The following is a 20397-nucleotide window of genomic DNA, read 5'->3' as shown; positions in this document are numbered from 1 at the left end:
AGCTAGCTGCCTTCTTTGCCCTCAATGAGCGCTAGGATGCGCTCGAAATCCTCCTGGTCACCGAATTCGACGACCATCTTGCCCTTGCGCTTGCCCATGGTGACGGTGACCTTGGTGTCGAAGCGATCAGCCAAGCGCTCGGCGGAGTCCGTAAAGAACTGCGGCTGCGGGGCAGCGGGCTTCTTGGTTGGCTCGGCTGGCTTGCCATCGCGCTTGTACAGGGTGACGGCTTCCTCGGTGGCTCGCACAGAAAGGCCCTCGGCCACGACGCGATTGGCAATGAGCTCCATGGCCTCTGCATCCGGCAAACCCAGCAACGCGCGGGCGTGACCGCCCGATAACGTACCCGCGGCAACGCGCTTCTGCACGTCCACCGGCAGCTTGAGCAGGCGGATCATGTTGGTCACCTGCGGGCGCGAGCGACCAATGCGGTCAGCCAACTCATTTTGGGTAACCCCAAATTCTTCAAGAAGCTGCTGATAGGCGTGTGCTTCTTCCAACGGGTTGAGCTGCACGCGGTGGATATTCTCCAGCAGAGCGTCCCGCAGGAGGTCATCATCCTTGGTATCGCGGACGATAGCCGGGATGGTGGCCAGGCCCGCCTTGGAAGAGGCGCGCCAGCGGCGCTCACCCATGATGAGCTCGAAGCCGCCCTCCTCGGAAGGCCGGACCACGACCGGCTGCAACAGACCGAATTCCTTGATGGAGTGGACCAGCTCGGCCAGGTCATCCTCGTCGAAGACAGTACGCGGCTGCTTCGGGTTGGGCATGATGTCACCGACGGAAATCTCGCGGTAAGTCGCACCAATCACCGAAGGCTTGGCCTGACGCTTCTTCGAACCCGAGGATTGCTGGATAGTGGGCGCACCCTGCACCCTTTTCGTGCCGGCATCCTTAGGAGCGCCGGTGGACGCACCGAGAATGATATCTGCGGCGGAATCTCCCAAGCGTGGCTTGCGGGAGGGCGCACCCGGGCCGGACGGGATGAGCGCGGCCAAGCCCTTGCCCAAACCGCCCTGGCGCTGCTCCGGCTTGTGGTCTGCCTTCTTATCTGCCACGGTGTCCTATCCTTCCAATTCCGCGAAAATCTCTGGGCTCACGCCAATGGCACCCGTGGTGGGGTGCGGCGTGTAGTCCCCGCGCTTATCCAACTCGCGTGCGGCGGCGGCGTAGGCGCGGGCGCCTGTCGACGACGGGTCATAAGCGATAACCGTCTTACCATAACCCGGCGCCTCCGAAACGCGAACGGAGCGCGGGATGACGTTGCCTAAGACGACGGCGCCGAACTGCTCGCGCACTTCATTGGCCACCTGCTCTGCCAGCTTGGTGCGGGCGTCGAACATGGTGAGCAGCACGCCGGAGATGTGCAGATCCTCGTTGAGGTGCTCACGGATCATGGAGATATTTCCCAGCAGCTGGCCCACGCCCTCCAGGGCGTAGTACTCACACTGGATGGGAATAATGACCTCTTCTGCGCACGTCATCGCATTGATGGTGAGCAAGCCTAGAGATGGTGGGCAGTCAATAAAAACGTACTCAAAGCCATGCTCTTCGAGGAAGCCGTTGTGCAGGGCGTCATACAGGCGAAACTCGCGGCGAACCAGGGAGACCATTTCAATCTCCGCGCCGGCGAGGTCGATGGTGGCGGGGATGCAGTAGAGGTTTTCATCGTCGGGGGAGTGCTGCATCGCATCCTCCGCGCTGCAGTCACCCAACAAAACCTCATAGCTGGATTTGGTGCCGGAGGTGTGCTCCGCGCCCACCGCGGTGGAGGCATTGCCCTGCGGGTCCAAGTCGATCACCAGGACCTTCTTGCCGGCCTCAGCGAGCGCGGCGGCAAGGTTGACGGCGGAGGTGGTTTTACCCACGCCACCCTTCTGGTTCGCGATGGTGATAAGACGAGGATGAGTCATGCCGTCTACTTTAGTTCACGCGCGGGACACGGATAATGGTGGTGCCGTGGATGGTCATGACCTCGGCTTTTCCGCCACCGGCGCGCTTGATGTCGGCTGCGTCGCGCTCCAGCTCCTCGTGCACCGAGGAACCCTTGAGAGCGATCATCTCTCCGCCCTTGCGAACCAGCGGCAGGGACCACTTGGCCAGCTTGCCCAACGGGGCCACCGCGCGGGAGGTCACGATGTCGGCACCCTTAACGGCCTTCTTCACCGGGCCTTCCTCGGCGCGGCCGCGGATGACGGTGACGTTATCGAGGCCCAGCAGGTCGACGACCTCGTTGAGGTAAGTGGAGCGCTTCAGCAGCGGCTCGATGAGGGTGATTGTCAGGTCAGGGCGCGCGATGGCGAGCGGGATGCCGGGCAAGCCGGCGCCACTGCCGACGTCGATAAGCGTGGCGCCCTGCGGCATTACCTCCGCGACCACGGCGCAGTTAATGAGGTGGCGCTCCCACAGGCGCGGGACCTCGCGGGGACCTATAAAACCACGGGTGGACCCGTCCGTAGCCAGCGAATCGTGGTATTTCTGCGCGAGCGGCAGACGCGATCCGAAGACGTCAGACGGGTCCAGTGGCACAGTGTCGGACACAGATTCAGTCACTGTGAAAACTCCTGGGTTACGTTCTAGTTGTTCTTGCGGCGCTGTTTCTTAGAGCGGTGATCCTTCTTGCGTGCGCCCGGCTTCGGGGCAGAAGTGCGCTTGAGCTCAGCCTTGGCAGCTGCCTCTTCTTCTTCCTCGCGGTCCATCTTGGCGTAGACGATGCGAGTTTGGAAGAAGGTCCACACGGTGTTGGCCAGCATGTAGAAGAGCAAGCCGATGGGCCAGATGAAGCCGGAGAACACCAGCATTGCCGGCATAAACCACAGCATCATCTTGTTCATCATGGCCATCTGCTGCTGCATCATCTCCGCGTTCTGACCCTGCGGGGTAGCGGTCTTGCCGGCCGCGCGGCGCGCCTCCTGACGGTTCAGCGTCATGCGGGCGTTGAAGTGGGTCAGCGTCGCAATGATGGCGATGAGCGGCACGATGATGAAGGCCGCCTGTGCGGTGGTGGTTTCCTTAACAATCTCCAGACCGGAGTTGAGGCTCAGGTTGGCCACGAGCGGGACACCGAAGATCTTGGCGTCTACGAACTGCTTCACCAGCTCAGGTTCGAAGATGTAGTTCGCAATGGAGGCGTTCATCTCCTCCGACATTGCTTCACCCGCCGGGTGGCCCACGCCACCGGCGACGGCAACGGTGCGGTCGAAGGAACGCAGCACGTGGAACAGACCAATGAACATGGGGATCTGCGCGAACATCGGCAGACAGCCCGCCACCGGACGAACGCCGGCTTCCTTGTAGATGCGCTGCATCTCTTGGGCAGCCTTGGTCTGGTCATTGGCGTACTTGGTGCGCAGTTCCTGAATTTGCGGCTGGATCTCCTGCATCTTGCGTGAAGAGCGCAGCTGCGTGATGGTCGGCTTGACCATGATGGCCTTGAGCGTCCATGTCAGAAGAACGATGGCGATGATCCAGGTTCCGCCCCATGCGGAATCAAGGACGAAGCTCAAGAGCCAATGCCAGAACCACAGGACGGCTGAAATTGGCCAATAAATGAAATTAAGCACGAGAGTTGTTTACCTCAGTTGTTGTTTGGTCGGTACCGGATCAAACCCGCCCGGGTGCCAGGGACCGCACTTGCATAACCTGGCGAGGGCCATGCCCGTCCCCTTGAAGGCTCCATGGATGGAGATGGCTTCGAGAGCATAGGCACTGCACGTCGGTTCAAAACGACAGGTGGAGACCATCTTAAGGCCTGACAAGTGCTTTTGGTAGAAGCGCACCCCGTGAACTAGGACTCTCCCGAACCCGCGGGCTTCAGGAATCTCCTCTCCTTGAGAGTTCAGATATCCCATGTGCTTAGTGCTTTGCGGATATCACGCTCAAGGCGCTCACTGGTGGCACTACCGCTAGCGGGCAAGGCGCGGATAACAATGTCAACATTGGCGGGCAATACTGTCCCGTTGACGCCATCGCGCATGAGGGACATGCACACATGACGAAGCCGCCGGGAGGTGCGGTGGCGAACCACGGCATTCCCGACGGCCTTCGACACGATGAGGCCGAACCGCGGCCCAGTGGCCGCGATGTCGTCTTCACCGTCGTTAAAGCGCAAATGCACGACGACAGTGCGCGTGCCCGCCCGGCGCCCGCCCTTGATGGTCCTCCGAAATTGCCTCGGGGACGTGAGCTTGTGCTGGGCTGGAAGCATGAATTAAGCGGTGAGCTTAGCGCGACCCTTCTTGCGACGAGCGGCGACGATGGCGCGGCCGGCGCGGGTGCTCATGCGGGTACGGAAGCCGTGCTTACGAGCGCGACGACGGTTGTTCGGCTGGAAGGTACGCTTACCCTTTGCCACGATTAACTCCTTGAAGTTGTTGGTGGATGGCACAGCCACACGCCGGTGAGGGCGGTGGGCATAAACATCCACTGATGAATGGTGTACGTGGGGATGTGGCTTCGCACGTGAAGCGCCGTGAGGCGTGGCGAGGCATTCCCACATGCAACATGTGCACCATGCACTGTTGCGATAGACCATCACAGGTTACGTGACAGATAGTGCGCGAAACAAATCGACACACTGGGTGTCCCCGAAATTACAAAGATGTTTTTATCCGCAGCTAGAACGCCACTTTTTGCCCACATGCTGCGCGACAAGTGCCCCCTCTCGCCGTTCTTGCGCCGCGCTTGGCGCCACCGTGCCGAGCGCGCATAAAAGTGCGTTAGACAGCGCCCCCATAACGCGGTACAACTGAGGAATCGAATTCCACAGTCACCCACAGGGTGTGGATAACTCTCAATGAAGACTTGAGACTTTTGCTGTTTATGCAGGTTAACTGCATTGAGGAGCCGATGTACAGTTATCCACAGCTATGAGATAGGCTGTGGATAAACCACCTATCCACACTTGTGGATAACTTTGTGGATTCCGAGGTTACACACCAAAACATCGTGTGGAATCTTCGGTGGAAATTACAACTTCATGTGATTTCTCATCCTGTATCTCTCCTCATCCATCCGTCCATCCCCGATCCCCAACCCACAGTCACGCAGTAAATACTCAGCTCCCAAAGCCTCTTCTTCAGGGAACCGAGTAGGTGTGGCCGGCCCCGGCCGATGACACCGCGTGAACTGTGACTACACAGAAGGTAGGCGTTTTGTCTGATCCGCAAGCAGCCCTCCGGGCCAGCTGGAAAGCTGTGGTCAGTGATTTACTGGCTCAGTCCGAACAACCAAGTTCGGACGTACCCAATTTCTCCCATAGCCAGCGCCTCAATCTTCAACTTGTAGAACCCATCATGATCGGTGATGGCTACGCGCTGATCGCCGCCCCGCACGAGAACGCCAAGAATGTCATCGAGGCCGAGCTGGGGGAGTACATCACCCGCACCTTGTCGCAGCATATGGGGCGCCCTTGTTCTTTGGCCGTGACCATTGCGGCGCCGCCGCAGCCGGCTCACGAAGAAGCGCCAGAAGCGCCCGCACCCCAGCGCCCCATCCAAACCGAGGCGCCCGAGCACGGCATGGGGCACCAGGCACAGGGTTTCCAGCAGCCCATGCCGCCCACTCCATCTGCCCAGCCAGAGACGCCAAGCCACCATCAACCGCGCTCCTGGGACACCGCGCATTCTCCGGCTAGCTTGGATGAGTTGGCACAGCACTACAGCGATCAGCAGAGCGGCGTTCCGAACGGCTACCCCGAGGCAACCGGGCCGCGCATCCCGCGCGAGGAACCGGCGCACAACCCGAACCGCGAAAAGTCCCTCAACCCGAAGCACACTTTTGAAAACTTCGTCATCGGGTCCTCCAACCGTTTTGCCAACGGCGCCGCCGTGGCCGTGGCCGAAAACCCCGCCCGCGCCTATAACCCTCTCTTCATTTGGGGCGGCTCCGGCTTGGGCAAAACCCACCTGCTGCACGCGGCCGGTAATTACGCCCAGGTCCTGCATCCGGGCCTGCGCGTGAAGTACGTCTCCTCGGAGGAATTTACCAACGACTACATCAATTCCCTGCGTGATGACCGCCAGGAATCCTTCAAGCGCCGCTACCGCAACCTGGACATCCTCATGGTCGATGACATCCAGTTTCTAGAGGGCAAGGAGTCCACGCAGGAGGAGTTCTTCCACACCTTCAATGCGCTGCACCAGGCCAATAAACAGATCATTTTGTCCTCCGATCGCCCTCCGAAACAGCTGACCACGCTGGAGGATCGCCTGCGCACACGCTTCGAGGGAGGACTGATTACGGATATTCAGCCGCCAGACCTGGAAACGCGCATCGCCATCCTCATGAAGAAGGCCTCCGCGGACGGCACCGACGTCGATCGCTCGGTCCTCGAGCTCATCGCCTCTCGCTTCGAATCCTCGATCCGCGAGCTGGAGGGCGCGCTCATCCGTGTTTCTGCGTATTCTTCCCTGGTCAATGAACCGATCAGTTTGGAGATGGCGGAGATTGCCCTGCATGATCTAGCCCCGGACTCTGCGGATCGCCAGATCACCGCGGCGGCCATCATCGAGGTCACAGCGGATTACTTCGACATCGACGTGGATACCCTGCGCGGTTCTGGTAAGAAGCGCGCCGTCGCCCACGCCCGCCAGCTGGCCATGTATCTGTGCCGCGAGCTCACAGAGCTTTCCCTGCCGAAGATTGGTGATCAATTCGGCGGCAAGGACCACACCACCGTCATCTATGCGGACCGCAAGATCCGTAAGGAGATGACTGAGAACCGCAACACGTACGACGAGATCCAGGCCCTAACCCAACGCGTGAAGAACCACAACCAGCGCTAGCACCACGCAGCGCTTGGCGACGCCCCTGCCCACCTCCCGCAATTTCCTCCCCGCGGGCGTGGGTAGGGGCGTCTTTGCGATCCACCCAAAAGTTATCCACACCGTTATTCACAGCTGTGTAATTTCATTGTTGTAATTTGTAGATCCTTATCACGTTTTCTTCTTCCACAGCAGATCAGAAGGGTCATCGCCCTTGTGATTAACTCTGTGATCAGCGCAGACAGATCTGGGGATGAATTGTGGATAACTTTGACCCCGACCCAGTTACTCACATTTCTTGTCATTTGATCACAGTGATCCCACACCCTGACTCACAGATCGTTTCACCGTGAAGAGCTTGGCTTTTAGCGGGTTGTCCACAGATCCCACAGCGCTTATTACTACTTCTATTTTGTTTTCTCCCTAACCAAGAAGAAAAAGGATGTGTGTGATTCGTCGGCGCCCTGCACGGTCGCGCGCTTGAATCGCAAAGCACGGAAGGTGAATGACAAAATCCTGTGCTTCGGCACCGATCCTGTAAGTTGGAGTGAGCTTGCAAGAATCTTCCATCCGCAACTAGAGGAGCGTCTCACCATCATGGAGCAGTCCGTGTCATTTCGCGTTGCCAAAGATGATCTCGCTAACGCCGTAGCGTGGGTCGCGCGCAGCCTTCCTTCGAAGGTCACCCAACCAGTACTGCGCGCCATGCTGATCACCGCGGATGACAATGGTTTGGAATTCACCGGCTTCGACTACGAGGTTTCCACCCGCGTGCGCATCGCCGGCATGGTGGATGAGCCGGGACGCATCGCAGTGGCCGGTAAGTTGCTCTCTGACATCGTTGCTTCCTTGCCCAACAAGGAAATCGAGATGACGCAGGAGGATAACAAGGTTCTGTTGACCTGTGGTTCTTCGCGCTTCGAGCTGCCGCTCATCCCGCTGGATGATTACCCCCAACTCCCTGTCCTGCCGGAGGTCACCGGCACCATTAACCCGCAGCTCTTCGTCGAAGCCATCAGCCAGGTCGTTGCCGCGGCCGGCAAGGATGACACGCTGCCGATGCTCACCGGCGTGCACATTGACATCAATGGTTCTCACGTGGAAATGACGGCAACGGACCGCTTCCGCCTGGCCATGCGCACCTTCGAGTGGGAGCCGGTATCTCCTGACGTCCAGGCCAAGCTCCTCGTCCCGGCCAAGACGTTGCAGGAGACCGGCCGTTCCTTGGACACGCACCTCAACATCCCGGTTGAAATCGCCGTGGGCACTGGTGAGAACATCGCTGCGGAAGGCCTGTTCGGCCTGCATGCGGATAACCGCGAGACCACCACCCGCATGCTGGACGCGGATTTCCCCAACGTTGCACCCTTGCTGCCCAAGACCCACAGCGCTATGGCCAGCATTGAGGTTGCTCCGCTCCAGGAAGCCATTCGCCGCGTCTCGTTGTTGACGGATCGCAATGCGCAGATCCGCATGGAATTCCGCGAGGGCGAGGTGACCTTGGCAGCAGGCGCCGATTCTGGCCGCGCCAGCGAATCTCTGCCCTGTGCTTTCAATGGCCGTGAGGACTTCGTCATCGCCTTCAACCCGTCCTACCTCAAGGATGGATTGGCCGTGGTCCACACGGACCGCGTGGTCTTTGGCTTTACCGAGCCTTCGCGGCCTGCGATCATGATTCCGGAGCCGGAGGAGCTACCAGCGGCCAATGAGGACGGCTCGTTCCCGACTCCAGAAACTCATTTCACCTACCTGCTGATGCCAGTGCGCTTGCCAGGCTAGGCCATATGTATATTCGCGATCTCGATGTCAGGGACTTCCGCTCCTGGCCCGAGCTCACCCTCAACCTCAAGCCGGGGATCACCCTGTTTGTCGGCCGCAACGGTTTCGGCAAGACCAATATCGTCGAGGCCATCGGGTATACCGCGCATCTTTCTTCGCACCGTGTGGCCCACGATGCCCCCCTCGTGCGCCACGGCGCGCACAATGCCCGCATCTCCGCCACCGCGGTGAACCAGGGCAGAGAGCTCACCGCGCACTTGCTCATCAAACCCCACGCGGCCAACCAGGCGCAGATCAACCGCACGCGCCTGAAGTCCCCGCGCGAGTTACTTGGCGTGGTGAAAACCGTGTTGTTTTCCCCGGAGGATTTGTCCCTCGTGCGCGGCGAACCTGCAGCACGCCGCCAGTATTTGGATGACATTATTGCCTCGCGCATGCCACGCCTGGCGGGAGTGAAAGCTGATTATGACAAGGTCCTGAAGCAGCGCAATGCGTTGTTGAAGTCGGCGTCGCCAAGCTTGCGCCGGGGTTACAGCGACAGTGACGGTGCCTCGGCGCTGGCCACTCTCGACGTGTGGGATACGCAGCTGTCTTCCCTCGGCGCGCAGGTGATTCAGGCACGCCTGGCGCTTGTCGACGAACTCCGCGAGCACATTCCCGCCGCTTATGCCGGGCTCGCCCCGGAGTCGCGACCGGCCGCCATTGACTACAAGTCCACCGTGGACATCTCAGACCGCGAGGTTATCGAGGCCATGATGCTCACCGAGCTTGCCACGAAGCGTCAACGAGAGATCGAACGCGGCATCTCGCTCGTTGGCCCGCATCGCGACGATCTGGTGCTCAACCTTGGCACGAGCCCCGCCAAGGGCTTTGCCAGCCACGGCGAGACCTGGTCCTATGCCATCTCCTTGCGGCTGGCGGAGTTCAACCTGCTGCGCCAAGACGGCACTGATCCGATTCTCATCCTTGATGATGTCTTCGCCGAGCTCGATGCGAAAAGGCGCGAAAAGCTCGTTCACCTCACCGCGGGTGCGGAGCAGGTGCTCATTACTGCGGCGGTGGATGAGGATTTGCCCGGAAACTTGCAGCCCATTGAACGCTTTACGGTCACAGTGCGAGATACCGAAGAGGGCCGAATCTCCGAGATCGCTCCGTATACGGCGGGCGGTGACGAGGATGACTGAGCAGGACTTCGATCCGGTCAAGGCGCTCTTCGAGCGCACGCGAAGTAATTCCAAGAACCCGCCGAAGCTCAACAAGCCGGCTCCCAAGATGAACCTGACGCCGACTCCTTCGGAGCAACAGCCAACGCCGTATCGGCGTGGCCGGCCGAGCGGACCCGATGGCCGCCGCCGGCGCCGCAGCCTCGAGATCCCTAGCCTCGGCGCACAGATTCAACGAGAGATTGGCAAACGCGGCTGGGAACACGAATTGGCTCATGGTTGGGTCATGGGCAATTGGGAAAACCTTGTCGGCGAGCGCATCGCCGCGCATACGCAGCCGCTCACCATCAAGGACCAGGTTGTCTACGTGGCGTGTGATTCCTCCAGCTGGGCCACCGAGCTGCGTTACTTGCAGCGCCCCATTTTGCAGAAGATTGCTGATCGCCTCGGCCCGGACGTGGTGGTTAAGCTGCACATTCAGGGCCCCAAGCAGCACCGCAACTATGAGGGCCGCCAATGGGTCAAGCCGCAAGGTTCGCAAGATACGTATGGCTGATTTTGGGTGACCGCGAAATTCACGCAAATTTGGGGCTCTCACGGGCGTGCAGTGCCCTTGCGTGGGGGGACACAGTGTAGAATGGCTAGAGTCTTAGATTTAGCTCTAGCCAAAAGGAGAACACGAATCCGTGGCTGAACAACACGCATATGATGCGGGGTCAATCACAATTCTGGAGGGCCTCGAAGCCGTCCGTAAGCGCCCCGGCATGTACATCGGTTCTACCGGTGCCCGTGGCCTGCACCACCTGATCTGGGAGATCGTTGACAACTCCGTCGATGAGGCGATGGCGGGCTTTGCCGACAAGGTCATCGTCACCCTCCGCGAAGACGGCGGCATCGAAGTTATCGATAACGGCCGTGGTATCCCGGTGGAGATGCACGCCTCTGGCGTTCCCACCGTCCAGGTGGTCATGACCCAGCTGCATGCCGGCGGTAAGTTCGACTCCGAATCCTATGCCGTTTCCGGCGGCCTCCACGGCGTGGGTATCTCTGTGGTCAACGCTTTGTCCACTCGCGTCGAGGCAGACATCAAGCGCGACGGCAAGCACTGGTACCAGAACTTCAACAACGCCATCCCGGATGAACTCGTGGAAGGCGATAATGCTCGCGGTACTGGTACCACCATCCGTTTCTGGCCGGATCCGGAGATCTTTGAGACCGTCGAGTTTAATTACGACACGATCGCTCGCCGCCTGCAGGAGATGGCCTTCCTGAACAAGGGCCTGACCATCGTGCTGCGCGATGAGCGCGCCATCTCTAAGGAACAGGCCGAACTGGAGGAGATCGCCGAGGCTGGCGATGCCCCAGTGAGCCTGAGCAGCTTGGATGAGAAGGGGGAGTCCACTGAGGCTGCCGACGGTGACGAAGACCAGGCCTCCAAGAAAAAGAAGAAGGAAGTCACCTACCACTACCCAAACGGTCTGCAGGACTATGTTGAGCACCTCAACAAGAACAAGACCGCCATCCACCCCACCATCGTTGCCTTCGACGTTAAGGGTGAGGACCATGAGGTGGAAATCGCGCTGCAGTGGAACCAGGGCTACAAGCAGTCCGTCCACACCTTCGCCAACACCATTAACACTCACGAAGGCGGCACGCACGAGGAAGGCTTCCGCGCGGCGCTGACCTCTCTGATGAACCGCTATGCCAAGGAGCACAAGCTCCTCAAGGAAAAGGATGGCAACCTTTCCGGCGAAGATTGCCGCGAAGGCCTTGCTGCCGTCATTTCCGTCAAGGTTGGTGATCCGCAGTTCGAAGGCCAGACCAAGACGAAGCTGGGTAACTCGGAGATTCGAGGATTTGTCCAGCGCTCCGTTAACGAGCACCTCAACGATTGGTTCGATGCCAACCCGGCTGAGGCCAAGGTCATCATCAACAAGGCCGTGTCCTCTGCGCACGCCCGCGTGGCGGCACGAAAGGCGCGCGAATTGGTACGCCGCAAGTCCGCCGGTGACCTCGGTGGCCTTCCGGGTAAGTTGGCGGATTGCCGTTCCAAGGACTCGAAGCTTTCTGAGCTCTACATCGTGGAGGGTGACTCCGCAGGTGGTTCCGCCAAGGGCGGCCGCGATTCCATGTTCCAGGCCATCCTGCCGCTGCGCGGCAAGATCCTCAACGTGGAAAAGGCCCGCATGGACAAGGTGCTCAAGAACGCTGAGGTTCAGGCCATCATCACGGCCCTGGGCACCGGCATCCACGAAGAATTCGACATTTCCAAGCTGCGCTATGACAAGATCGTGCTCATGGCCGATGCTGACGTGGACGGCCAACACATCGCTACGCTGCTGCTGACCCTGCTCTTCCGTTTCATGCCGCAGCTGGTTGAGGATGGCCACGTCTTCCTGGCTAACCCGCCGCTGTACAAGCTGAAGTGGGGCAAGGGCCAGCCGGGCTACGCCTTCTCCGACGCCGAGCGTGACAAGCTGCTTGCTGAGGGCCTGGAGCAGGGACGCAAGATCAACAAGGATGACGGCATCCAGCGCTACAAGGGTCTGGGTGAGATGAACGCCTCCGAGTTGTGGGAGACCACCCTGGATCCGACCACCCGCGTGCTTCGCCGTGTGGATTTGGAGGACGCCCAGCGCGCCGACGAGCTCTTCTCCATCCTCATGGGTGATGACGTGTCTGCTCGCCGCTCCTTCATTACCCGCCGCGCGAAGGACGTACGCTTCCTCGACGTCTAAACGCTAGGTCAAAACCCGCAAAGACCAGCACCTCATATGAGGTGCTGGTCTTATTTCGTCGTTAAGCAGGCGCTTAAACAGTAGTCATATGGCGCTGCAGAACGCTGCCGATGGTCGCGACGTTGGGCTCCAGAATCGAGGAGGCCTTGCCACGCAGGGACTTGTAGGTGCGGGCGATGCCAGGCGCGTTCACATTCTCCGCGGCCTTGTCCGCGGTTGCCATGATGGCGGCGGTAATCTCAGCGCTGCGCCCTTCCAGGTAGGTGCCGAAGTCGGACTGCTCAGAGCCTTCGAATTCCTTCCAGTAGGAATCCAGGCTATTGAGCAACTCCGGAAGCATGTGGTTGATTCCCTTGGACAAGACCTTAGAATCTGCCTTCTTGGCAGCGCCTAAAGCGCCTTTGAAGGCCATTCCGGAAATGCCGGAGAGCGAAGAGACGGTGTCATCGGCGGCCGTGGCCAAGTCCGCCACTACGGCGTTGCGGGTAGGGGATTGGAGAAGCTGGGTGAGGTTTGTCATACAGGCGAGCTTACTGTGCCGGTGCGGTGGATCCCGCCTTGAGCGCGGCGAGCTGGTCAGCAATCTCCGGGAAGCCATTGGTGCGGGCCAGGCGCTCGAGGTCGAAGTCGAGGCCACCTTCGTAGAGGCGGCTGTTCTCAGAAGAACCGGAGGAGCCGGCCATCCCGATCTGGGCGGCAAACTCGTCTACCTGGGCGCGCAGTGCCGGGACGTTATCCACTACTAGCTTGAGCAGTGCCGCTGCGGCGGCGATGCTACCGCCGATGATGAGCGTCATGTCGATCGGGGTGGAGCCGGTGAGGGAGGAGCCGGCTTCGCCCTGCTCGAAGTCGGGGTTGAGGTTGTTCTGCCAGTCATTGTCGGCGGTCTTAGCGCTCGCAGCCGGCGTTGCGGCGGTGGCGAGGGTGGTAGCCACGACACCGGCGGCGAGGAACTTCTTCGAAGACTTCGAGGGCATAGGGGGATTCCTTCCTACAAGGGAATAGAGACTTCTATATCATGTTTAACTTACATAACTTCTGCAACAGAAAGATAGACCTCGGCGCAAAATCGCGCGAATTCTTCATTCTTTCCGCTGAGCGCGGGGACAGAACGCAAGACTGTCTCCAGTGATTCCGCCGCCGCATCGCGGTTGCCATGAACGGCAATTCCCTCAATGGTGGCCGTGCTCGCGGCGGCCGCGGCGGCTAGTGCGGCGAAATTACTAATCCGTACCCGATGGGCCCGGCAAAACTCACGGGCGACGAGGAGCAGTTGTTCCACGTTCACTGGCGTGCGCCTCGGGCCTGGCGGATCTCCGCTTCTAATTCTGAACGCCCAGGCAGCAGCCGGCGCGCGGTATCCTGTACGGCGGCATCGGTGAGGGTTCGCGCGGCCGCCGCAACAACGGCGCGGACCACCGCCTCGTGCTTGGAGGTTCCTTGCGCGGAAGCCAACAAGGTCAGCGCATGGTCTTGGTCCGGGGTCAGGCGCAGCGTCATAGCCATAGAGGACATGGTATCACCGTGATACTACAGCTGTGCCACAAACGGCCTTAGACGGCCCTAGAAGGTAGGATAGGGCGTTATGAGCGACAATAACGGTGATCTTTTCGATCGCATCCAACCAATTGACATCAATGAGGAGATGGAGTCGAGCTACATCGACTACGCCATGTCCGTCATCGTCGGCCGCGCCCTGCCAGAGGTGCGCGACGGCCTCAAGCCGGTTCACCGCCGCATCCTCTACGCCATGTATGACTCCGGCTACCGGCCGGACCGTGGCTACGTAAAGTCCGCCCGCCCGGTCTCGGACACGATGGGCCAGTTCCACCCGCACGGTGACGTCGCTATCTACGACACCCTCGTGCGCTTGGCCCAGCCGTGGAACATGCGCTATCCGCTGGTCGACGGCCAAGGTAACTTCGGCTCCCGTGGTAATGACGGCCCGGCAGCTATGCGTTATACGGAGTGCCGCATGACGCCGTTGGCCATGGAGATGGTCCGCGACATCCGCGAAAACACCGTCGACTTCGCCCCGAACTACGACGGTAAGACGCAGGAACCGACCATCCTGCCCTCCCGCGTTCCGAACCTGCTGATGAACGGCTCCGGCGGTATCGCCGTCGGTATGGCCACCAACATTCCGCCGCACAACCTCAACGAGCTGGCGGATGCCATCTACTGGCTGCTGGATAACCCGAATGCTTCCGAGGAAGAAGCCTTGGCTGCTTGTATGGAACGCGTTAAGGGCCCAGATTTCCCCACCGCGGGTCTTATTGTGGGTGACCAGGGCATCAAGGATGCCTACACCACCGGCCGCGGCTCCATCCGTATGCGCGGCGTGACCTCCATTGAGGAGGTGGGCAACCGCCAGACCATCGTTATCACTGAGCTGCCCTACCAGGTCAACCCGGACAACATGATCTCCAATATCGCGGAGTCTGTGGTCAACGGCAAGATCGCCGGCATTGCCAAGATTGAGGATGAGTCCTCCGACCGTGTGGGCATGCGCATCGTTGTCACCCTCAAGCGTGACGCTGTAGCCCGCGTTGTCCTTAATAACCTGTACAAGCATTCCCAGCTGCAGACCTCTTTCGGCGCCAACATGCTTTCCATCGTGGATGGCGTGCCGCGCACCCTGCGCCTAGACCAAATGCTGAGCTACTACGTGGCTCACCAGATCGAGGTCATCGTCCGCCGGACCCAGTTCCGCCTCGATGAGGCCGAGAAGCGCGCCCATATCCTGCGCGGTCTGGTCAAGGCGCTCGACATGCTCGATGAGGTCATCGCGCTCATCCGCCGTTCCCCGACGGTGGAGGAGGCACGCGAGGGCCTGATGCAGCTTCTCGGCGTCGACGAGATCCAGGCCGATGCCATCCTGGCTATGCGTCTGCGTCGCCTGGCTGCCCTGGAGCGCCAGAAGATCATCGATGAGTTGGCCGAGATCGAGGAGATCATCGAGGACCTGAAAGACATCCTGGCTCGCGATGAGCGCCAACGAAAGATCGTCCACGATGAACTTGAGGAAATCGTCGAAAAGTACGGCGATGAGCGTCGCACCCAGATTGTCGCTGCCTCCGGAGACGTTTCCGATGAGGACCTCATCGCCCGCGAAAACGTCGTTGTCACCATCACCGCTACCGGCTACGCCAAGCGCACCAAGGTGGATGCCTACAAGGCGCAGAAGCGCGGCGGCAAGGGCGTGCGCGGCGCGGAGCTCAAACAAGACGATATTGTGAAGAACTTCTTCGTTTGCTCCACGCACGACTGGATCCTGTTCTTCACCAACTTCGGCCGTGTCTATCGCCTCAAAGCCTACGAGCTGCCGGAGGCCGGCCGCACCGCCCGCGGCCAGCACGTGGCCAACCTGCTGGAGTTCCAGCCGGAAGAAAAGATTGCCCAGGTCATTCAGATTCAGTCCTACGAGGACGCTCCATACCTGGTCCTTGCTACCCAGCAGGGCCGCGTGAAGAAGTCCCGCCTGACCGATTACGAGTCCGCACGTTCCGCCGGGCTTATCGCCATCAACCTCAACGAGGGCGATGCGCTCATCGGTGCACAGCTCGTCAACGAGGGCGATGACATCCTGCTCACCTCTGAGCAGGGGCAGGCCATCCGCTTCACTGCGGACGATGACCAGCTGCGCCCGATGGGCCGCGCTACCGCCGGTGTAAAGGGCATGCGCTTCCGCGGTGATGACCAGCTGCTGTCCATGTCCGTGGTCAATGACGGACAGTTCCTCCTGGTGGCTACCTCTGGTGGTTACGGCAAGCGCACCGCCATTGAGGAGTACACACCGCAGGGCCGCGGTGGCCTCGGCGTGATGACCTTCAAGTACACGCCGAAGCGTGGCAAGCTCATTGCAGCAATCTCTGTGGACGAAGACGACGAGATCTTCGCTATCACCTCCGCCGGTGGTGTTGTGCGCACCGAGGTCAACCAGATTCGCCCGAGCTCCCGTGCCACCATGGGCGTGCGCTTGGTCAACCTGGCTGACGATGTCGAGCTGCTGGCCATCGACCGCAACGTGGAGGACGACGGCGAGGAGAATGCCCAGGCAGTGGCCAAGGGTGAGAAGTCCGTGGAGGACGTCAAGCCTGAGCACCTCAAGCTTGGGGAAGACTCCAAGCAGGACGAAGCTGAAAGCAAGGATGCCGATAAGGACGAGGAGTAACCCATGATTGGACGAGAGCTTCACCTAGCCCGGATTTCGCCCATGTCGGCGTTCCGCGTTGGCTTGGCCATGTCCCTCGTCGGCCTCGTCGCCTGGATCATCGCCGTGTGCCTGTTGTATCTCGGCCTTGACCAGGCGGGCATCTGGGATTCCTTCAATAGCCTCGTCGGCGGTGTTGGCGGCGGCTTTGAGGTCTCCTTCGGGTTGGTCGTCTCCGCGGCCGCACTGTTTGGTGCCATCATCGCTGTGCTGATGACCATCCTGGCGCCGCTTCTGGCGGTGATCTACAACGCCATCGTGGACGTCTTCGGTGGATTCAAGATTCGCCTCCAAGACGAACCGCATAACTAGCGAATATCACCGAGAAAAACTACATATGACCAGGCGATTTGTAATAGATCGCCGGTCCTATGTAGAGTAACTACTCGTTCCGGTCAAGGGCCTATAGCTCAGTCGGTTAGAGCGCATCGCTGATAACGATGAGGTCGCTGGTTCGATTCCAGCTAGGCCCACCACGGAACAATGGGGCATTAGCTCAATTGGTAGAGCATCTGCTTTGCAAGCAGAAGGTCAGGAGTTCGATTCTCCTATGCTCCACAGCATAAGTGGAAGGCGCTCGGCGGAAACGCTGGGCGCCTTTTGCGTTGGCTCCTTGACCCGCTTTAGGGGGCTTAAGGGACATTTCGTGTGGATTTGCGGCGTGTCGCACTAAGGGACTTTTCGTGTGGATTTAGGAGCGTCCGAGCCACCCTTTTCTTAGGCCTAACCCCCTAAAGCGTTTAGGCCACGTTTTGTCGTTTAGGCCCCTAAAGGGCTTAAGAGACATTTCGTGTGGCTCGATGGGCTCCGGGATAAGCAGGCTTCGCCACCATATGCCGGAGACTCTCTTGAGCAGCCGGCTGGGTGAGCAAGGGGAAGAAAAGAACCCTAGAGCCGTTTATATGAATCGAGGGCTGCTGACCTTTGCTTCGCGAGTTTGGCATGAGCAGTGAGCTACCAATTGCTCCAGCACCCATCTTAATTAAAACATGCATTCGACCTCCTTGCCTTATTCGCGTCATTGCTCTCTTGAACGTCCGGTGGGCTATGTACAATCAGCGGCGTGCATAACTCGTTAACTTCTGTTGAAATCTGCGCTGGCGCCGGCGGTCAAGCTTTGGGTCTCGAAAACGCTGGTTTTGAGCATTTGGTTGCAGTAGAGATTGACGAGTTTGCCGTTCAAACCCTTCGCGTTAACCGACCGCATTGGAATGTTGTTGAAGCAGATGTCCTCGAATTCGATCCTGAGCCTTATGTAGGAGCGGATCTCTTTGCTGGTGGTGTCCCATGCCCGCCCTTCTCTATCGCAGGACAGCAACTTGGTGAAGACGATGAACGTGACCTCTTTCCCCGCGCTTTGGAAATGATCAAGCAGATAGATCCACGCGCTGTAATGCTGGAAAACGTTAAGGGCCTAGGGCAAAAGCGGTTTGAAGAATATCGTGCTCGCATCATCACTCGTCTGGAGCAAATGGGGTACAGCGTCTTTTGGAAGCTGCTTCAAGCTGCTGACTATGGAGTTCCCCAGCTTCGGCCGCGGTTTATTCTGGTCGCAGTCAAAGAAGAATACGCTCCCTACTTCTTCTGGCCGCCAGCGAACTGGCAATGGAAGACCGTGGGCGAAGCTTTAGAAATACTTATGGGACAAAATGGTTGGACAGGTGCCGCAGAGTGGGCTAAAAAGGCGAACAAGGTAGCGCCAACTCTGGTTGGAGGGTCCAAGAAGCACGGCGGCCCCGATGTTGGACCCACAAGAGCCAAAGCTGCTTGGAAAGAACTCGGAGTAAAAGGAACTTCAATTGCCGAGACTGCTCCTGAAGAAGATTTCCCAACTAACCTCGACAAGGACTTACCACGTCTCACTGTTCAGATGGGCGGCGTGATTCAGGGATTCCCTCAAAACTGGATTTGGCAGGGGAAGAAGACCGCGCAATGGCGGCAGGTCGGTAATGCTTTCCCACCCCCTGTGGCTGAGGCCGTCGGCTCGCGGATCGCTGCGGCATTAAATAAAGAACCACTACCTGATGGTGTTTACGCTGCTGAACCAACTCGCGTACCAGATTCACTAAGGTTCTAACTATGACTCAACCAGCCTTAATTACAGCTGCACGTAAACAGTTTCACCAGCAATTAATTGATTCGGGCGTGTTGGCTCTCACTGAAACGCCAAGTGGAGAAAGTATCGCTTCCAATGCTGATAGAGGTCAGCGCGCCAGTAAAGTACTTTCGGCACACATTGCGCGTCAGCTCAATGTTCCTTTAGTTCAAGGTAAGGGCGCCGGACAATCGACGGGGGCAAATTTTGAAAAAGCTGTGCAAAGGTTCCTAGCAGCGACATTTCCTTATATGCAAACAGTTCGTCCCGGGGATTGGATGGTTCAAAATTTAGGTAACTCTAGACGTCAAGACCATCTTGCCCGTTATGAGCCGTATCGTCACTTGGCTGAACTTGCCGAAGCCGTAAAGCAGCATCCGGAACTTGGCGCTGCGCTCGGAAATAGCTACGTCATATCTCCTGATGTTGTAGTTATCCGCAGTGCAGCCTCCGATAATGTTATTAACTCAGACTTGCCGATTGTTGATAAAGAACAAGCACTGCTGTCCCCTTTCCGTGCTTCCAACGGTGAAACACCCGGATTCATACATGCCGTGGTCTCTTGCAAGTTCACTATGCGCTCAGACCGCTCCCAAAACACCCGCTCTGAAGCTTTAAACCTCATACGCAATCGCAAAGGCCGAGCACCCCACATTGTTGCTGTGACTGCTGAACCAACAATGAGCCGTATTGCGTCCTTGGCGCTCGGCACAGGTGATGTAGACATGGTCTACCACGTAATGCTGCCTGAACTTCAACAAGCAGTCTCAGAGGCAGGTTCAGACGATGCTAAGGAACTCATGCGCACCTTGTTAGAAGGTAATCGACTGAGAGACATCGCGGATCTACCTTTAGACTTAGCTGTTTAAAGCTACCAAGTCTTACCTAGCAGTGTTATGTCCATAGGGTTTTTGGACATGGAGTCCGGTGTCTTTTTGGACACGGAATCCATGGAGGTCTTGGACACTTCTAGCGGTTTATGGTTGTTGCCTGCGTTTGGGCCGGGGTTTGGATAGTTTCGGGTTCATCCGTGGTGGTTGGCGGTGTTTCATTCCTTCAACGAGGTTGATGTTGATCTGGCCACCTGGTGGCCTGTGGCTCAACGTGATCGGCAGTGGCACGCTGAAGAGGAATTCACCGTCATGGGCCGTGTAGAACTCCGCAACGTTATCGGCTGTGACTGTGGAGTAGAGTCTGCGGTTTTTAAACCTCAGACCAATGTAGAGACCGAAGCCGCACACGCGTACAACGCCATCTTTGCTTACGCAGAGTTGGTCTGGGATGCCCCAATGGTTTGTTGATTGTGTCGTCAGCGCCGTTAGTGTTGGGGTATCGGTGGGAGGTATGCCTTGCAAAGCTGCCATGTCATCGGTGTTGGCCTCGTGTGAAGTTGCCGCTTCCGCGGGGCCGTTGAGCTTTTCGGATACTGCTTGTGGGTTGTGTGCTTGGTTATAGGCGACTATGCGGGCCCAGACCTGCTCGGGATCGAGTGGATGCTGAGGTGATGGTGCTTTGGGGAAGGTATCGAAAGCTTGGCGTGGGGTGATGTGCATTTTGCCGATAAGCAGTGATTGGTGCCGTCGTCGTTCGTTGTAGACCTGGCGGTATTCAGGGACCTGACCCCCGTTAGGTAGACACCTGATAT

The 20397-nt window shown here is 58.8% G+C and carries 20 protein-coding genes, 2 tRNA genes and 1 pseudogene; 11 read left to right on the top strand and 12 right to left on the bottom strand.

The window, feature by feature from the left end:
* Nucleotides 1–2: 2 nt before the first annotated feature.
* The 7 genes from HMPREF2912_RS05500 to rpmH are packed head-to-tail and all read right to left on the bottom strand — an operon-like array spanning nucleotide 3 to nucleotide 4354.
* Complete coding sequence (locus tag HMPREF2912_RS05500) at nucleotides 3–1058, bottom strand: ParB/RepB/Spo0J family partition protein (RefSeq protein ID WP_070521924.1); 1056 nt, start codon at nucleotides 1056–1058, stop codon at nucleotides 3–5.
* 6 nt (nucleotides 1059–1064) lie between these two features.
* Nucleotides 1065–1913: a ParA family protein gene (locus HMPREF2912_RS05495; protein ID WP_070521927.1), complete on the bottom strand. Its 849-nt coding sequence runs from the start codon at nucleotides 1911–1913 to the stop codon at nucleotides 1065–1067.
* A 10-nt stretch (nucleotides 1914–1923) separates the two neighbouring features.
* Nucleotides 1924–2553 carry a 16S rRNA (guanine(527)-N(7))-methyltransferase RsmG gene (rsmG, locus tag HMPREF2912_RS05490; RefSeq protein ID WP_070521930.1) on the bottom strand — a complete coding sequence of 210 codons (630 nt, stop codon included), beginning with the start codon at nucleotides 2551–2553 and terminating at the stop codon, nucleotides 1924–1926.
* Between the two features lie 23 nt (nucleotides 2554–2576).
* Nucleotides 2577–3563 carry a membrane protein insertase YidC gene (gene yidC / locus HMPREF2912_RS05485; protein WP_070521933.1) on the bottom strand — a complete coding sequence of 329 codons (987 nt, stop codon included), beginning with the start codon at nucleotides 3561–3563 and terminating at the stop codon, nucleotides 2577–2579.
* Nucleotides 3564–3572: 9 nt separating this feature from the next.
* On the bottom strand, nucleotides 3573–3851 hold the full coding sequence (gene yidD, locus HMPREF2912_RS05480) for a membrane protein insertion efficiency factor YidD (protein ID WP_070444526.1): 279 nt from the start codon (nucleotides 3849–3851) through the stop codon (nucleotides 3573–3575).
* The gene (rnpA, locus tag HMPREF2912_RS05475; protein WP_070521939.1) at nucleotides 3839–4207 is read right to left on the bottom strand and encodes a ribonuclease P protein component; all 369 of its coding nucleotides are present in this window, start codon (nucleotides 4205–4207) and stop codon (nucleotides 3839–3841) included. Before rnpA ends, yidD begins: the two co-directional genes overlap by 13 nt.
* Before the next feature lie 3 nt (nucleotides 4208–4210).
* Nucleotides 4211–4354 carry a 50S ribosomal protein L34 gene (gene rpmH, locus HMPREF2912_RS05470; protein ID WP_003847033.1) on the bottom strand — a complete coding sequence of 48 codons (144 nt, stop codon included), beginning with the start codon at nucleotides 4352–4354 and terminating at the stop codon, nucleotides 4211–4213.
* A 799-nt stretch (nucleotides 4355–5153) separates the two neighbouring features.
* Between rpmH and dnaA the strand changes: the two genes are divergently transcribed.
* The 5 genes from dnaA to gyrB all read left to right on the top strand — a co-directional run bounded on the left by dnaA (nucleotide 5154) and on the right by gyrB (nucleotide 12444).
* On the top strand, nucleotides 5154–6785 hold the full coding sequence (gene dnaA, locus HMPREF2912_RS05465; RefSeq protein WP_070521942.1) for a chromosomal replication initiator protein DnaA: 1632 nt from the start codon (nucleotides 5154–5156) through the stop codon (nucleotides 6783–6785).
* Nucleotides 6786–7361: 576 nt separating this feature from the next.
* A complete protein-coding gene (dnaN, locus tag HMPREF2912_RS05460; RefSeq protein ID WP_070533586.1) occupies nucleotides 7362–8543 on the top strand; it encodes a DNA polymerase III subunit beta in 1182 nt (393 codons plus the stop codon).
* Between the two features lie 5 nt (nucleotides 8544–8548).
* On the top strand, nucleotides 8549–9727 hold the full coding sequence (recF, locus tag HMPREF2912_RS05455) for a DNA replication/repair protein RecF (protein WP_070683505.1): 1179 nt from the start codon (nucleotides 8549–8551) through the stop codon (nucleotides 9725–9727).
* A complete protein-coding gene (locus HMPREF2912_RS05450) occupies nucleotides 9720–10262 on the top strand; it encodes a DciA family protein (protein ID WP_070563706.1) in 543 nt (180 codons plus the stop codon). The genes recF and HMPREF2912_RS05450 overlap by 8 nt, the downstream gene beginning before the upstream one ends.
* Nucleotides 10263–10392: 130 nt before the next feature.
* A complete protein-coding gene (gyrB, locus tag HMPREF2912_RS05445) occupies nucleotides 10393–12444 on the top strand; it encodes a DNA topoisomerase (ATP-hydrolyzing) subunit B (protein WP_070521954.1) in 2052 nt (683 codons plus the stop codon).
* 73 nt (nucleotides 12445–12517) lie between these two features.
* Here the strand turns inward: gyrB and HMPREF2912_RS05440 are convergent, their stop codons facing one another.
* From HMPREF2912_RS05440 to HMPREF2912_RS05425, 4 genes are read right to left on the bottom strand one after another with little or no spacing between them, the layout of a single operon-like run.
* Entirely contained in the window at nucleotides 12518–12964 is a 447-nt protein-coding gene (locus HMPREF2912_RS05440; protein ID WP_070533582.1) for a DUF6918 family protein, read from the bottom strand.
* A gap of 10 nt (nucleotides 12965–12974) precedes the next feature.
* Nucleotides 12975–13421 carry a hypothetical protein gene (locus HMPREF2912_RS05435; protein ID WP_070683504.1) on the bottom strand — a complete coding sequence of 149 codons (447 nt, stop codon included), beginning with the start codon at nucleotides 13419–13421 and terminating at the stop codon, nucleotides 12975–12977.
* Nucleotides 13422–13471: 50 nt separating this feature from the next.
* Nucleotides 13472–13732: a cell filamentation protein Fic gene (locus HMPREF2912_RS05430; protein WP_070521964.1), complete on the bottom strand. Its 261-nt coding sequence runs from the start codon at nucleotides 13730–13732 to the stop codon at nucleotides 13472–13474.
* Entirely contained in the window at nucleotides 13729–13950 is a 222-nt protein-coding gene (locus HMPREF2912_RS05425; RefSeq protein WP_070533755.1) for a CopG family transcriptional regulator, read from the bottom strand. The genes HMPREF2912_RS05430 and HMPREF2912_RS05425 overlap by 4 nt, the downstream gene beginning before the upstream one ends.
* 79 nt (nucleotides 13951–14029) lie before the next feature.
* Here HMPREF2912_RS05425 and gyrA point away from each other — a divergent pair, with 79 nt between their 5' ends.
* The 6 genes from gyrA to HMPREF2912_RS12610 all read left to right on the top strand — a co-directional run bounded on the left by gyrA (nucleotide 14030) and on the right by HMPREF2912_RS12610 (nucleotide 19621).
* Complete coding sequence (gyrA, locus tag HMPREF2912_RS05420) at nucleotides 14030–16618, top strand: DNA gyrase subunit A (RefSeq protein ID WP_070683502.1); 2589 nt, start codon at nucleotides 14030–14032, stop codon at nucleotides 16616–16618.
* Between the two features lie 3 nt (nucleotides 16619–16621).
* Entirely contained in the window at nucleotides 16622–16969 is a 348-nt protein-coding gene (locus HMPREF2912_RS05415) for a DUF3566 domain-containing protein (RefSeq protein ID WP_070521969.1), read from the top strand.
* An 87-nt stretch (nucleotides 16970–17056) separates the two neighbouring features.
* Nucleotides 17057–17133: transfer RNA gene (locus tag HMPREF2912_RS05410), tRNA-Ile, on the top strand.
* Nucleotides 17134–17142: 9 nt separating this feature from the next.
* A tRNA-Ala gene (locus HMPREF2912_RS05405) sits at nucleotides 17143–17215 on the top strand.
* Nucleotides 17216–17720: 505 nt separating this feature from the next.
* Nucleotides 17721–18734 carry a DNA cytosine methyltransferase gene (locus HMPREF2912_RS05400; protein ID WP_118790703.1) on the top strand — a complete coding sequence of 338 codons (1014 nt, stop codon included), beginning with the start codon at nucleotides 17721–17723 and terminating at the stop codon, nucleotides 18732–18734.
* Nucleotides 18735–18736: 2 nt separating this feature from the next.
* Nucleotides 18737–19621, top strand: a complete 885-nt coding sequence (locus HMPREF2912_RS12610) for an NgoMIV family type II restriction endonuclease (RefSeq protein WP_083312483.1) — start codon at nucleotides 18737–18739, stop codon at nucleotides 19619–19621.
* Between the two features lie 108 nt (nucleotides 19622–19729).
* On the opposite strand, the pseudogene HMPREF2912_RS12605 reads toward HMPREF2912_RS12610, so the two are convergent.
* Nucleotides 19730–20397, bottom strand: a pseudogene (locus HMPREF2912_RS12605) (transposase); the annotation flags it as partial.

The organism is Corynebacterium sp. HMSC056E09 (assembly GCF_001813425.1).
In the GTDB taxonomy this organism is placed as follows: domain Bacteria; phylum Actinomycetota; class Actinomycetes; order Mycobacteriales; family Mycobacteriaceae; genus Corynebacterium; species Corynebacterium hesseae.
This window is presented reverse-complemented; position numbering and strand designations above follow the sequence as displayed.